The organism is Paenibacillus sp. TSM33, assembly GCF_056099025.1.
In genome coordinates this window covers 774,248-787,685 of record NZ_JBLZXB010000010.1, presented here as the reverse complement: position 1 = coordinate 787,685, position 13,438 = coordinate 774,248, and the positions used below count along the sequence as shown (strand labels likewise).

13 protein-coding genes and 1 pseudogene are annotated in these 13,438 nt (G+C 45.6%); 7 read left to right on the top strand and 7 right to left on the bottom strand.

The window, feature by feature from the left end; genetic code table 11:
• Window positions 1–7: 7 nt before the first annotated feature.
• Complete coding sequence (locus ACN6NF_RS07525; protein WP_474316543.1) at window positions 8–895, bottom strand: sensor histidine kinase; 888 nt, start codon at window positions 893–895, stop codon at window positions 8–10.
• A gap of 179 nt (window positions 896–1,074) precedes the next feature.
• A complete protein-coding gene (locus tag ACN6NF_RS07520; RefSeq protein ID WP_447250000.1) occupies window positions 1,075–1,794 on the bottom strand; it encodes a response regulator transcription factor in 720 nt (239 codons plus the stop codon).
• A 163-nt stretch (window positions 1,795–1,957) separates the two neighbouring features.
• Here ACN6NF_RS07520 and yhbH point away from each other — a divergent pair, with 163 nt between their 5' ends.
• The 3 genes from yhbH to ACN6NF_RS07505 all read left to right on the top strand — a co-directional run bounded on the left by yhbH (window position 1,958) and on the right by ACN6NF_RS07505 (window position 5,810).
• Window positions 1,958–3,124: a sporulation protein YhbH gene (gene yhbH / locus ACN6NF_RS07515; RefSeq protein ID WP_016820483.1), complete on the top strand. Its 1,167-nt coding sequence runs from the start codon at window positions 1,958–1,960 to the stop codon at window positions 3,122–3,124.
• Entirely contained in the window at window positions 3,121–4,563 is a 1,443-nt protein-coding gene (locus ACN6NF_RS07510; RefSeq protein ID WP_474316540.1) for a SpoVR family protein, read from the top strand. Before yhbH ends, ACN6NF_RS07510 begins: the two co-directional genes overlap by 4 nt.
• A gap of 215 nt (window positions 4,564–4,778) precedes the next feature.
• On the top strand, window positions 4,779–5,810 hold the full coding sequence (locus ACN6NF_RS07505) for a Rieske 2Fe-2S domain-containing protein (protein ID WP_474316538.1): 1,032 nt from the start codon (window positions 4,779–4,781) through the stop codon (window positions 5,808–5,810).
• On the opposite strand, the gene ACN6NF_RS07500 is transcribed toward ACN6NF_RS07505, so the two are convergent.
• From ACN6NF_RS07500 to ACN6NF_RS07480, 5 genes and pseudogenes are all read right to left on the bottom strand, one after another.
• A complete protein-coding gene (locus tag ACN6NF_RS07500) occupies window positions 5,797–6,978 on the bottom strand; it encodes a WD40 repeat domain-containing protein (protein WP_474316536.1) in 1,182 nt (393 codons plus the stop codon). The genes ACN6NF_RS07505 and ACN6NF_RS07500 overlap by 14 nt on opposite strands.
• Before the next feature lie 125 nt (window positions 6,979–7,103).
• A complete protein-coding gene (locus tag ACN6NF_RS07495; protein ID WP_474316535.1) occupies window positions 7,104–8,687 on the bottom strand; it encodes a sensor histidine kinase in 1,584 nt (527 codons plus the stop codon).
• The gene (locus ACN6NF_RS07490; RefSeq protein ID WP_474316534.1) at window positions 8,684–9,370 is read right to left on the bottom strand and encodes a response regulator transcription factor; all 687 of its coding nucleotides are present in this window, start codon (window positions 9,368–9,370) and stop codon (window positions 8,684–8,686) included. Before ACN6NF_RS07490 ends, ACN6NF_RS07495 begins: the two co-directional genes overlap by 4 nt.
• 33 nt (window positions 9,371–9,403) lie before the next feature.
• Window positions 9,404–9,620: pseudogene (locus ACN6NF_RS07485) on the bottom strand (helix-turn-helix domain-containing protein); the annotation flags it as partial.
• A gap of 31 nt (window positions 9,621–9,651) precedes the next feature.
• Complete coding sequence (locus ACN6NF_RS07480; protein WP_474316533.1) at window positions 9,652–9,813, bottom strand: hypothetical protein; 162 nt, start codon at window positions 9,811–9,813, stop codon at window positions 9,652–9,654.
• Between the two features lie 106 nt (window positions 9,814–9,919).
• On the opposite strand from ACN6NF_RS07480, the gene ACN6NF_RS07475 reads away from it, so the two are divergent.
• From ACN6NF_RS07475 to ACN6NF_RS07460, 4 genes are all read left to right on the top strand, one after another.
• On the top strand, window positions 9,920–10,621 hold the full coding sequence (locus ACN6NF_RS07475; RefSeq protein ID WP_474316532.1) for a response regulator transcription factor: 702 nt from the start codon (window positions 9,920–9,922) through the stop codon (window positions 10,619–10,621).
• Complete coding sequence (locus tag ACN6NF_RS07470; protein WP_474316531.1) at window positions 10,618–11,979, top strand: sensor histidine kinase; 1,362 nt, start codon at window positions 10,618–10,620, stop codon at window positions 11,977–11,979. The genes ACN6NF_RS07475 and ACN6NF_RS07470 overlap by 4 nt, the downstream gene beginning before the upstream one ends.
• Window positions 11,980–12,000: 21 nt before the next feature.
• Window positions 12,001–12,594, top strand: a complete 594-nt coding sequence (locus ACN6NF_RS07465) for a PepSY domain-containing protein (RefSeq protein ID WP_474316530.1) — start codon at window positions 12,001–12,003, stop codon at window positions 12,592–12,594.
• A 113-nt stretch (window positions 12,595–12,707) separates the two neighbouring features.
• Window positions 12,708–13,256, top strand: a complete 549-nt coding sequence (locus ACN6NF_RS07460; protein ID WP_474316529.1) for a PepSY domain-containing protein — start codon at window positions 12,708–12,710, stop codon at window positions 13,254–13,256.
• Window positions 13,257–13,438 lie beyond the last annotated feature (182 nt).

Below are 13,438 nucleotides of genomic sequence, written 5' to 3'. Positions count from 1 at the left end.
TAAAGAGTTACATATTTAGCGGCAAAGTAATTTCCACCCTGGTACCCTTTTTACTTCCCGGAAGAATATGAAGCGTTCCGTTATGAGCTTCAATAAAGCTTTTGGCAATAGGTATGCCATGCTCTTTGGAATGAGACACCTGTATACATTCAGTTGGATTCATTCCTTTTCCATCATCTTCGATCGAAATATGAAGCTTATCGCTCTCTTTATTTACATCCATTGAAATATGTGTACCTGAAGGATTATGAATGATTGCGTTCATCAAAAAATTTTTCAGCGCTCTACCTAATAATTTACTATCGAAGGGCATGGTACATACTGCCTCCAATGACATAAAAGAAAATTCGTACTGCTCGGCCGAAGGATGGTTAGCGATATCTATGACTGTATTGCGGAGAAACTCCACAATGTCCTCCTTCTTCAGTTGGATCGGCAAGGCACCCTCCTTGAGCTGCATAGAAGCATTCAAATCCTGAATTAACTGCTTCATTTCCGTCACTTTCTCACTGATAGCCATACTAAAGCTTCTTTTTTCTTCATCGGACCAATCATACTCTTGAGTAGTCAGCATGGCTGCATATCCTTCAATATAGGATAATGGTGTTTTGAGATCATGGCTTACGCCTGCTACCCACTGCTGTTTTCGCTTTTCTATTTCTATTCTCTCTTCCTCATTACTGCGCAATTGAGCAGATAAGATGTTCATTTGTTCAAAAACTTCTTTATACAATTGATACGGAGGCTTATAATTATTTCTCTGATTTTTTTTGCGCTCTGGCAGTTCTAGCTCACTTAGCGGTGCCTGGAATTCCCCTGTTGCTATATTTCCAATCCATTTAATTACATACACCAAGGGTTTGCCTATATACCATCCATAGACAACTATAAACACAAGGCTCTGCATGATTCCAAGTCCGATCCAGAAGAGATCAATATTCATATTATGAGATGTACCAAATGTACTTTTTATAAAAATATATATAACAGTACAGATAAGAAAACAAAGAACATAGGCTAGAGCAAAACATAATGTTACTTTTATAAAACGAAAGGACATCTTGATCAGAGAGTTCATTCTTGCTCCCCCCTCTTGACTGATATCATTTTATAACCTAGCCCTCTTACATTAACTAAAAATTGCGGATGCTTGGGATCAGGTTCTATTTTTTTTCGCAAACGAGAGATATGAATGACTACTGTCTTTTCATCACCAAGGAAGGTCTCGCTCCATAGTGCTTCGTATAGCTGACGCACACTGAATATACGGTTAGGATGCTTGCACAAAAATACCAGCAGCAGCCATTCACGCGCAGGACAATCGACCTCTTGGTCTTGCACATACAACACACCTGATTCCAATTCCAGACAAAAATATCCAAAATCTAAGGTTCGTAAGGCAGGCTTCATGTCCGCTGTTGTCACTTTTCGATATTTCATTCGAGCTTTCATACGCGCTACGACTTCCAACGGGTTAAATGGTTTGGTGATATAATCGTCCCCTCCAATACCAAAGCCCATTAATTTGTCCAAATCTGTATCTCTTGCTGTCAAAAAAAGAATAGGAGCTTCCGTATATAGACGCATCTGACGACACACCTCAAACCCATCGTGATCAGGAAGCATAACATCAAGCACGATCACATCAATTCGAGATTCCATCACGATTTGCAGCGCTTCTTGACCCGTGGCTGCATGCTTAACCTGAAGAAATCCTTCTTTTTTTAATACCGTTGTCAGCATATCTCGCAGTCCCTGTTCATCGTCTACGATAAGCACTGCAATTTCTTCCATAACCAAGGTTCTCCATTCTTTTTTTACATTTTTTACTTTCATTATAAAAGCAAACGGGCAGAATTTAAATCGAGTTCCATCACATATCGTACATCCCCGTGAATATACTTAATAACCAACAAGGCCAAACTGTGCCGTGTATCCACTTGGGGGGTGCCTAACAATGACGGAACCACGCCAGCCATATTCATTCGTCGTATCCCGTGAAGATTGGTCGCTGCATCGCAAAGGGTACCAGGATCAGCAACGCCATCAGCAGAAGGTCAAAGATGTCATTAAGCAAAATCTACCCGATCTGATAACGGAAGAAAATATTATAATGTCGGACGGTCAACAGATTATCAAAGTGCCCATTCGCAGTCTGGATGAATATCGCTTCATTTATAACTACCAAAAGCAAAAGCATGTAGGTCAAGGGGATGGCGACAGTCAGGTGGGGGATGTCATCGGACGTGATCCTGCTTCCCAGAAGCCAGGTAAAGGCGAGAAAGCAGGCGACCAGCCAGGACACGATATTATGGAAACTGAAGTCAGCATAGAAGAACTCGAAGATATGCTGTTCGAGGAAATGGAATTACCGCATTTGCAGCAAAAAGATAAGGATCAAATTGAGGTTGAATCTATCGTATTCAATGATATACGCAAAAAAGGCATGCAAGCGAACATTGACAAGAAGCGAACGATACTCGAAAATCTGCGCCGCAATGCTCGTGAGGGGAATCCGGGCATTCATCATATTAGTCCGGACGATCTTCGTTACAAAACATGGGAAGAGAAAACCATTCCCCAATCCAATGCGGTAATTATAGCTATGATGGACACCTCAGGCAGCATGGGATCTTTTGAAAAATATTGCGCCCGCAGCTTCTTTTTCTGGATGACTCGCTTTTTGCGCCGCCAATATGAAAAGGTGGAAATTGTCTTTCTTGCGCATCATACCGAAGCCAAGGAGGTTACGGAGGAAGAATTTTTTACTCGCGGTGAAAGTGGCGGAACAATCTGCTCTTCTGCTTATTTGAAAGCATTGGAGATTATCGACAAGCGCTATCCTCCTTCCACTTATAATATTTATCCCTTCCATTTCTCCGATGGCGATAACCTAAGCTCAGACAATGAACGGTGTGTGAAACTAATTGAGGAGCTTATGAAGCGCAGCAATATGTTCGGCTATGGAGAGGTGAACCAATATAATCGCAGCAGTACGCTGATGTCAGCCTATAAGAATATTAAGGCAGATCAGTTTATGTACTATGTCATCAAGGAAAAAGGTGAGGTATACCAAGCCCTACGCACCTTTTTTCGCAAACGGGAAGGGGGAACGGTGGGATGAGTACCGACCAGAAAGAGCTGGAATACGCGATATCAGAAATTATGGAGATTGCAAATGGATTCGGTCTCGACTACTATCCGATGCGGTATGAAATTTGTCCGGCGGATATTGTATACACATTCGGTGCGTATGGTATGCCCACGCGCTTCAGCCACTGGAGTTTCGGAAAAACATTTCACAAGATGAAAATGCAGTACGATTTTGGATTGAGTAAAATCTATGAGCTGGTCATTAACTCCAATCCCTGCTACGCTTTCCTGCTGGATGGAAATTCTTTGGTGCAAAATAAACTGATTGTCGCCCATGTACTGGCACACTGCGATTTTTTCAAACACAACGCCCGCTTCTCGGCCTCCAACCGCAATATGGTCGAGAGCATGTCTGCCACCGCGGAACGGATCAGCAGCTATGAAATGGAGTACGGCTCCAAGGCCGTGGAATCCTTCATTGACTCTGTACTGGCGATACAGGAGCATGTAGACCCACAGCTCATCAAACCAAGACATCTGGATAAACAACGCTATATGGAACTCAAAATCAAGGAGCAAAAAGAACCTAAAAAACACCAGCGTCCCATCGGACCTTACGATGATCTGTGGTCACTGGACACAGTAAAGCAGCATGATTCGGCCGAGACCGAGGGGATCAAGGTACGCCAGTTCCCACCGGAGCCTGAAAAAGATATCGTCTGGTTTATTCAGGAATTCTCTGAGGTACTGGAGGACTGGCAGCGGGACATCATGACGATGCTGCGGGACGAAATGCTGTATTTCTGGCCCCAAATGGAGACCAAAATCATGAATGAAGGCTGGGCCTCTTATTGGCATCAACGGATTGTCAGAGAACTGGATTTGACCGGGGATGAAACTGTTGAATTTGCCATGCTAAATGCTTCCGTTGTGCAGCCTTCCAAGCAAAGCTTGAATCCATATTATTTGGGACTGAAAATATTTGAAGATATTGAAAAGCGATGGGATAACCCGACCCGTGAGGAGCAAGAGCGTCAAGGACGCAAACCGGGCGAGGGCCGAGCTAAAATGTTCGAGGTGCGAGAATTTGATTCGGACACCTCTTTTATACGCAATTACATGACCAAGCAGCTAACAGAGGATTTAGATTTGTACGTGTTTGAGAAACGGGGGCCGGATTGGAAAATTACCGATAAATCCTGGGAAAACATACGGGATCAGCTTGTGTTTTCACGTGTAAATGGCGGCTCCCCTTATATCGTTGTTGAAGACGGGGATTATCAGCATACAGGTGAGTTGAAGCTCAAGCATCAGTACGAAGGCATTGAGCTGGATTTAAAATATATGGAGCGCACACTTCCGTATGTGTACCAGCTGTGGGGGCGTACCGTTCATTTGGAAACGACGATTGAGGGTAAGCTCGCCTTATTTTCATATGACGGTAAGAAACATCATCGCAAATTTGTATAGTGATACACAATCGAATAGCCAGCGTAATTAAAAAAAAGGTGCATTCCGAAGAGGGAAATGCGCCTTTTTTTAGTATTTCATACAACCTTAAGCAGCCTTCGTTTCTTGCCAATTTCAGGACGCCTGTTTCGTTTTGGATCAGGAGTGTATTATAATTATATAATAAATGACCCGCGGGTCATACATTAGAAACAGAACGAGGAGCGTTGATATAGATGCACACCCATCCCAGCTTTCGTGAAGTACGTGAAAGTGACCAGCAGGTATTCCCGATCGCATGGTACGCCGTTGGCTGGTCCAAGGAACTAAAAAATAAACCGCTTAAGAAGCGTCTGCTTGGCAAAGATATTGTCCTGTACCGTGATGATCATCGTCAGGTACATGCCATCCATGCTTATTGCCCGCACCGTGGAGCTGATTTGTCGCTCGGCTATTGTCAAAACGGGCAAATCACATGCCCTTATCATGCATGGTCTTTCGATGAGAGTGGACAGTGTGTGGATATTCCGGCACATCCGGGACGAGCTATTCCTGAGTTTGCTCATACCTATGCCTATCCCGCGATTGAAAAAGCTGGCCTGCTGTGGGTATATCCCCAGGCTGTTGGCTCAAAGTCTGAGATAAACTCAGGGTTGGGCACATCTACCTCCCCACCTCCTCTGGAGATTTTCCCCGAGCTGGAGGACCCCTCTCTTATTTTGTCTCCCTACGATTCCGTGTGGAAGGCACATCTGACGAGAGTTGTGGAAAGCGTGCTGGATGTCGCTCATTTGCCAATTGTCCATAACAAAACGATCGGTAAAAATTCCTCCACCGACATTCATATCGAGTTTGAAGCGGATGACAATCATATTCGAGTGAAAAACGGGAATGGACTATTACAATATACCTTTCCACAGCAATGGATTATGACTCCCGCCAAGGAAGGACGCAGCAAGTTTATTAATTTCGTCACCTTCACTCCGATTGAGCAAGAATTAACGGTCATCTACGGACTGGCTGGACGTAATTTTTCCAGATTTGTACCAGGCTTAAGCCACTTTTTTTCCAGATACAGTGGCAAGGTGCTGGAAGAGGATCGGGCCGTGGTAGAAAGTCAGCATCCGCGTCCAATTCCAGAAGCGCTGCGAATGGAGGCACACGTCCCCGCTGATGGACCTCAGGTTCGGTTTCGCAACCGCTGGTATGATTTCCTTGTCAACGATGAGCCTCGTGTACGACTGAATTCAGAAACTACTTCCTCTTAAATTCGACGATGTAGCTCTGATTCAGTTGTTTTCCACCTTCTGAAATGTTTTGGTACATGGATAAAAACCGGGCGGAAGGGCTCCACACTGTTGGGCTGTCATAGGATTGGATATCGGTCGTAACGGGAGTGGTTTTACCCGTGGATTGATCAAACACATACAGCCCTCTCATTCCTTGCTGATCCTCATCATAAATGGAAAAGGCAAGCTTGGTCCCGTCGCTGGACCAGCTTCCACGACTCATTAAAGTACCTTGACCCACGATCCCTTTCTCTTTGCCTTGTTCATCTAAAATGATCATACGGGCTGGTTCGGATGTATTCCATTTCCGCTTTTCAATGGCAATAGATTTACCATCAAGCGACACAGCAAAAGACATGGCCCCCTCTGCAATGGTCACAGCTTGAGGATGATTGAGAGAGAACCGATTCAGTACCGGATACCCTTGTTTATCATTGCCTGTATAAAATATGTCGTTACCCACTTTTTCCACATGAGCAATTAATTCTGAGCGATTCGGATCTTGAAAACTCAATTCTTCAGCTTTGCCGTCCAAACCAATCAGATGTATCTTACCGTCTGGTGTACCTGTAATGAGATGATCCTTATCGCCCCAGCTCACTTCGTTAGTCATGTCCAGCTGGCCAACCGCTGTAACCTTGCCGCTGCTTAGCTCTAAAATATAGCCCTGAATATCATACTTGCTGCTGGTGCTGCCTTCCGTGAAAAAGACATGACGCTGATCCGGTGAAACCACTGCAAGTAACTGTAAAGCGTTACGACCTGGTGTTAAAACTCGCTCCTTGTTGGTCTTTACATTATGAATCCACAACTGATTCTGACGCTCCACAATTAATTCTTCATCATTCAGCCATGACCTCGCGTAGACATCTCCCAACCTGTCGATGGACTGTACCACCAGCTCGTCCGATACTTGTTGCTGAGCCGCATCCATTTCAATCACAGTGAGCTTTTGCCCCATTTTCATATCAGATGATGGATGGGGCTCTCCTGCGCCTTTTATGCCGCAGCCACTGAGCAATCCTCCAACGATCAAGCCAGTCATGAGCAGCCCTGCAACTTTGTGTCTGAAAAAGCGTGCATAGGGATGTTCGAGCCGAGGAAGGTCGTTCTTTTGCCCGTAGCTGTCTAGGTTTTTCTTCATCATGTACAACGACCTCCTTGTTAACGTTACCCCCAGCTTAATGCCGGAACATCTCGTGAATACATCGAATTGTTTCCAAATTGTAAATAAGACAATATTTTCGGCTCCATAGCTATCGAGAAGTCTAACTACTGAGAACCATTATGAACCAACAGGGGGAGCCTGAGCGAAAATTCATTGCCACTTGCACCTGAATGACCATTGTTATTTTCCAATCCAGTATCCCCCGAAGCTGTAAGCTGCAACTCTCCACCCATGCGCTCCGCCAGTCTGCGTGCCAAAGGCAGGCCAAGTCCCGTACCACTGTCCTGGCGAGAACGATCACGGCTTAAGGTAACAAACGGCTCAAAAATCATGTCCCATTCTTCCCTAGGAATCCATGGACCGGAATTGCGTATATACACTATCACGGTGTTCTTTTCCACTCGATTCGATAACGTGATCCAGCCTTCGGCCTGATTGTATTTTACTGCATTATCCAGCAAATTCAGTACAATATGCATTAGATGCTTAGGATCTCCACACACCTTGGCTGGAATGGTATCCATCGAAAAATGCAGTCCACGCGCCGCAGCTTTCCCCCGGATTCGGCTACCTGCATCTTCGAGCAGCGAATGCAGCTCCACTTCCTCCGTATGTAATTCAAAATCATATTTGTCCAGCACAGCTAGTCTCAGTGAATCCTCGACAAGCTCATACAACCGTTTTGTTTCCTTCGCGATACTTTCTCTCGCTTCACGCACCAATTCGGGATCATCCCCATACATATCCAGCAAATCGGCATAAGCCTGAATAGAGGTCAACGGAGTCTTCAATTCATGGCTGATATTGCCAATAAAAGTCTTTTGCTGCTGCTCTAGCTCTCTCAAACGCTGAACTGCTTCTTCCAGCCGAAGCTTTTCATTTTCGAGCGCGGCAATACTAGCCCGGATCACATGACTCATCTGGAGCATCCCTTCATCCAGCCTTCCCAGCTCGTCCTGCCGTCGCAGCAATCGAACTTTTGGATAGTGCCCTGCCGAGATCTGCTCAGAAGCGCGAGTCAGTCGTCCGATGTCCCTCGTCTGGCGGCTGACATAGCCTAATCCCAGAATAAAGCTCAAGATCAGCACCACACCTCCTGTCCATAAAAACAAGCGGGCAATGGTCTGATAAAACTGCTGCTGTGCTTCTGTTGAGCTATGAAGCTGTACCACTCCCAGCAAGCCGTCCGGACCTTGAAGCGGAGCCAAATAAGTAACTGAGCTACCTTCCGTAATATACGCAATTTTCCCTTGGAGCGCATAAGAAAGCGCCTGGCTGACATCTGTTCTATAAGCCAGTGGTAGAGAATTTCCGACCTCATGTCCCTGGCCATCATATAAAATAACACGCATATTACTGGATACACCGAGTTCCACAGCAAGCTGCGGCGCTTGCTTCTTCATGAAGTCTTCGGGCGATTGGTGAACTCCCAACAGGTAAGACTGTTTTACGCGCATCTCCACGATTTCCGCCTGACGCTTTAAGCCGCGTTCCATTTGGTCTGTCTGATTAGCACGAATACCAGTAAGTACGAGCCAGCTCAGCACACCGACAGTAAACAGCAGCAAAGCCGCCAGTACCAGCGGAAATTTCCAGCGCAGGCTCAAGCCTGTACGCTTACGTTGGCGCTTCTGCGGGTCAGTAGACTGTAAGCTTCCTTGTGGATGGAGTGAATGATGCTCGTTCACGTCATTTTCTCCGCCTTATAGCCGATTCCATACACGGTCTGTAGCATCGACTGGTGCGGCTCCAGTTTCTTGCGTAAGCGCTGAATATGAATATCCACCGTCCGCGTTCCCCCTGCATAATCTATGCCCCATACTTGTTCCAGCAACTCATCCCGCGTATATACCCTTCCAGCATGGGACACCAGCAGCGCCAGCACATCAAACTCCTTAGGGGTCAGATCCAATGCTTTTGCTCCGAGTTCAGCCGTTCGACTGGACGGACGCACTCGCAACGGGTCCAGTATTATTTCCGTTCCTTCCGGCGCAGGCGCTCCTTCTCGTTCCAGTCTCCGTACCAATGCCTTAATACGTGCGAGCAGTTCTCTTAGGTCAAACGGCTTGCTCATAAAATCGTCCGCTCCCAGCTCCAGTCCGAGCACCTTATCGACGATATCGTTTTTGGCGGTTAGCAGTAAAATACCGATACCCTTCCGGCTTTCCAACCGGCGGCACACCTCATATCCGCCCAGTTTGGGCATCATCACATCCAGTATGAGCACATCCGGGTGGAACAAACGCACTTTTTCCAATGCATCCGCTCCATCCACGGCAGTTTCCACCAAAAAACCTTCCCGCTCTAACGCATAGGCCAGTGCATTCCGAATACTCGCCTCATCGTCCGCTATCAGTATTCTTTTATCCATGTCCTTCCCTCCCTGCCTCAAAAAAACGTTCGACTATTTATGCTTCCGCAAATAATAATGAATCAGACATGTATGGCATATAAACTGCTCGCGGGAATCATTAAGATCAAAATCCGTCATGTCGCGTATCCGTTCCAGTCTGTATTTTACCGAATTACGATGTATAAAAAAATAATTTGCTGTATCTATTCAGACTGCCCCTGTTTTCCAAATAATAAAATAATGTTTTGAGTAAATCACTGCCATGTGACCCACTCACTCCCCGGTCGCTAAGCGCGAGGTTAATACATGTTCTCCCGGTGATGGAGATAGATACTGTGTATGTAGTTCAACGAGAGTTCATCCAGCGCACCAGCCTGCACCAGCTCGGCCCGTCCTTCCAATGCCCTTTCTATGATAGGGGCCACATCTGACCGAAGGGATGTTCCATAATTATAACGCATTATGCTAAGCTCTTTCTCTCCCAGTTCTGTGCTTTGAAGTGTCTTACCTGTCCGTATATGCTAAAATACTTCCGTATCGGCTATTCGCCTACAGGAGGGCATGATTATGAACCAATCCATTTTGATCGTAGAAGACGAAGAGAAGATTGCCCGACTTCTAGAGATCGAACTTGAATTTGAAGGCTATCAAGTAAGTAAAGAAAAAAACGGAATTGACGGGCTGGAGACCTATTGCAAAGGTAGCTGGGATCTGGTTTTGCTGGATATTATGATTCCCGGTCTTAATGGCATCGAACTCCTTCGAAGGATTCGTAAACATGATGCGAACGTTCCTGTCATTTTACTAACGGCTAAAAGTTCCATTGCGGATAAAGTCGAGGGACTCGATTTGGGAGCCAATGACTATGTTACCAAACCTTTTGTGATTGAAGAGCTGCTTGCACGTGTAAGGGCTGCGCTCAGGGTAGGTGCCACGAAAGATATGGCTTCACAAGTGGCAGATCAATGGCTTAGTGCTGGGGATTTACGTCTTCATGAAGGTACTCGTGAAGTTCTTCGTGGAGAGCACAACATTGAGCTTACGCCGCGAGAGTTTGACTTGCTCGTTCATTTACTCCGACATCAGCGGCAGGTACTTAGTCGTGAACAATTACTGGAGAATGTATGGGGCATTGATTATATTGGTGATACCAATGTGGTCGATGTGTATATTCGCTACGTGCGGAATAAAATCGACCCCACGCGTCAGCTCCCTGAGCTGATTCATACTGTACGCGGAATTGGTTATGTTCTGAAGGAATCATTATGAAGCTGCAGAACAAAATCCATGCGTACACCTCGTTATTATTCGGGGTTTTACTTGTGGCCATTAATTTCTCAGTCTATTTTCTATTCAGCCAACTTTCGATAGACAGTCGAAAAAACCAGGTAGAAGCCGCGGCAGAAAACATGATTCATGGCATTCAACGCGCTCCAGTATCCGTAGCCGCTGAGGATCTTCTCCGAGCCTATGTGCCGCTGGATGGCATGCTTCGGCTGATGAGGCCGGAAGGCGATTTTCTTGCCCCTATCACCTCTTCATCAGAGCAGTCTCTCAGCTTGATGAAGGGCGTTTTCAAAGAAACACGGCAGGTTCGCATCATTACCCATGAAAGCAACCGTTATATTCTCGTATCGGTCCCCATAATTTGGTCGAATGGAGAGGTGGTCAATCTTCAGGTGACTGAAAGTCTGCAACCAACGATGCAAACGCTACAGGTACTCAGAATCGTACTAATTGCAGTCACGGGAATTGCGCTTATTCCTGTCGTGATATCGGGAAGACTGCTGGGCAGATTGATTACACATCCAATTACATCCATGATTAGCACGATGAAAGAGATCCAACGTAGCGGGAAATTCAAACGGCTTCCGCTCAATTCGTCATCACGCGACGAGTTGGTCGAAATGGGAGAAACGTTTAATGACATGATTGAATTACTAGAGCGGAATTTCGTTCGCCAAGAACAATTCGTTTCGAATGCGTCCCATGAATTGAAAACCCCTCTTACCATTATTGAAAGTTATGCCAGCTTGCTTAAACGGAGGGGGTTGCAGAACCCCAGCATTTTTGCCGAATCCGTTGAAGCGATCCATTCGGAGGCGATCCGAATGAAGGATATGGCAGAGCAGCTTCTTCTATTAGCCAGAAACGAAGAACAATGGAATGTCACGTTAGAACCTGTACGCTTGACCAAAGTAGGGACAGAACTGAAAGCTACATTTGAAAATGCTTTCGCCCGACAAATTCAACTGGATGTACAAACAGACTGCATCGCCTATACGGACGAGAATAAACTAAAACAACTTCTATTTATATTTTTGGATAATGCACGCAAATATAGTGACGAACCGATACACCTGATGATTGATATTGTGGACGGTACGGCTCAACCTTGCATAAGAATCACAGATCAAGGAATTGGAATCCCTGAAGAAAAGTTATCTAAAGTTTTCGACCGCTTTTATCGCGTGGACGAAGCCAGAAGCCGCGAGGAAGGTGGGGCCGGGCTAGGCTTATCATTAGCTACAGCAATTGCTCAGGCTATTCAAGCACAAATTGGGCTAGAAAGCATAGAGGGAAACGGAACAACTGCAACGGTTATCCTCCCTACTGTTCCAGAATAATAAGCCAAGGAGGGAAAAGTGATGAAAGCAATCTATGCCTGGATGATTGGCGGTACGTTGGCGGCTATATTGATCACCATTTGCCTTTTACAGTGGCCCTGGGCACGATCGTTAGCAGCTTCGCCCTTGGAAGAAAAAGCTGTGGTCCAATCTGTATTGCAACAGTATCCCGGCGAGGTGCTCGAATCTCAACGTTTGGATAATTTTTATGTGATCAAGCTGGAACGCGCCAAAGGGAAGTACGAAATAAAAGTCAATGCCTATGATGGTGTCATCCAATCCATAAAGCGAACACAGATATATACAGATGCAAAGCAGGAACCCCAAGATCACACCCCCGGTTCCACACAGCCCAGTGACAAATCAAATCCAGTCCATAAACCTGACCCGGTTTCTCTTGTCATTACAGAGAATGAAGCAGCCAAGCTTGCTGCAAAAGCAGTGAATGGAACATCCGATGATATTGAACTGCAACGCAATGACAAGGGCCTCTATTATCTTGTTGAGGTTGAGGTACAAGATGGGCGTGAGGCAGTGGTGCAGATCAATGCAGTATCAGGCTCGATCGACTCTATCACTTGGGAAAAAGAAAAACAGGATCACGACGAGTCATGAGACCCTGATGATCTTGCCATGCTTTCTCATTGTTTTCTCATGATTCTATTATGTTCCTCTCATGTTCAAGGGTTAAGCTGTATTCAAGCATACAGTTCAAGGAGGAATTAGTAATGAAAAAAAACTATACATTAGGAATAATGGCAGCCACGGTTCTGCTTGGAGTTACAGTTACGGGCGTCTCGGCCAATGCCGTATGGGCAGCTAAACCTACGGGGCTAATTGGAGCGACTGCTGCTGCCAACATTGCCAAGAAGGCTGTGGGAAACAACGCGCAAGTTGAGGATGTCGATCTGGAACACAAGAACGGAAAAGTCTACTATGAAGTGGATCTCCAGCAAGGGGATAAAGATTGGGATATAAATATTGATGCTTATACCGGAAAAACCATCCGTTCCCATTCTGAGCTTGATCATGACTCGAATGACGAGTCTTCTTTTTACAAGCCCAACCACGTCACCCTAACTGAAAAACAGGCTGGACAAATTGCACTTAAGCACGTGCCTGGGAGTACCCTTCTGTCTTCTAAATTAGATAAGGAAGAGGGACAGTTCATCTATGAGGTCAAGGTACTCACCAACGAAGGAACTGTCGAGCTTGAAATCCATGCATCGTCTGGAGCGATCGTGGATACAGACGAAGAAGATGACAACGATAACTGATCAATCATTCATAATCAGGCTTGCGTAATACAGAGCAAATGAAAACGGAGCAACGAACTTTCGCTGCTCCGTTTTTTTGACGAATGTGAACAGGAAAAGTAAGAGAAGAGCTCCATAAAACTGCACCTATTATTTCCTCATGAATAGACTGATAACTAACAGAGGATTACCTTTTTCTCAAT

What these genes read in the sequence shown, in the direction of transcription:
- ACN6NF_RS07520 (WP_447250000.1), bottom strand. Translation starts at nt 1,794, where the DNA reads ATGGAAGAAATTGCAGTGCTTATCGTAGACGATGAACAGGGACTGCGA.
- yhbH (WP_016820483.1), top strand. Translation starts at nt 1,958, where the DNA reads ATGACGGAACCACGCCAGCCATATTCATTCGTCGTATCCCGTGAAGAT.
- ACN6NF_RS07510 (WP_474316540.1), top strand. Translation starts at nt 3,121, where the DNA reads ATGAGTACCGACCAGAAAGAGCTGGAATACGCGATATCAGAAATTATG.
- ACN6NF_RS07505 (WP_474316538.1), top strand. Translation starts at nt 4,779, where the DNA reads ATGCACACCCATCCCAGCTTTCGTGAAGTACGTGAAAGTGACCAGCAG.
- ACN6NF_RS07500 (WP_474316536.1), bottom strand. Translation starts at nt 6,978, where the DNA reads ATGATGAAGAAAAACCTAGACAGCTACGGGCAAAAGAACGACCTTCCT.
- ACN6NF_RS07490 (WP_474316534.1), bottom strand. Translation starts at nt 9,370, where the DNA reads ATGGATAAAAGAATACTGATAGCGGACGATGAGGCGAGTATTCGGAAT.
- ACN6NF_RS07480 (WP_474316533.1), bottom strand. Translation starts at nt 9,813, where the DNA reads ATGCGTTATAATTATGGAACATCCCTTCGGTCAGATGTGGCCCCTATC.
- ACN6NF_RS07475 (WP_474316532.1), top strand. Translation starts at nt 9,920, where the DNA reads ATGAACCAATCCATTTTGATCGTAGAAGACGAAGAGAAGATTGCCCGA.
- ACN6NF_RS07470 (WP_474316531.1), top strand. Translation starts at nt 10,618, where the DNA reads ATGAAGCTGCAGAACAAAATCCATGCGTACACCTCGTTATTATTCGGG.
- ACN6NF_RS07465 (WP_474316530.1), top strand. Translation starts at nt 12,001, where the DNA reads ATGAAAGCAATCTATGCCTGGATGATTGGCGGTACGTTGGCGGCTATA.
- ACN6NF_RS07460 (WP_474316529.1), top strand. Translation starts at nt 12,708, where the DNA reads ATGAAAAAAAACTATACATTAGGAATAATGGCAGCCACGGTTCTGCTT.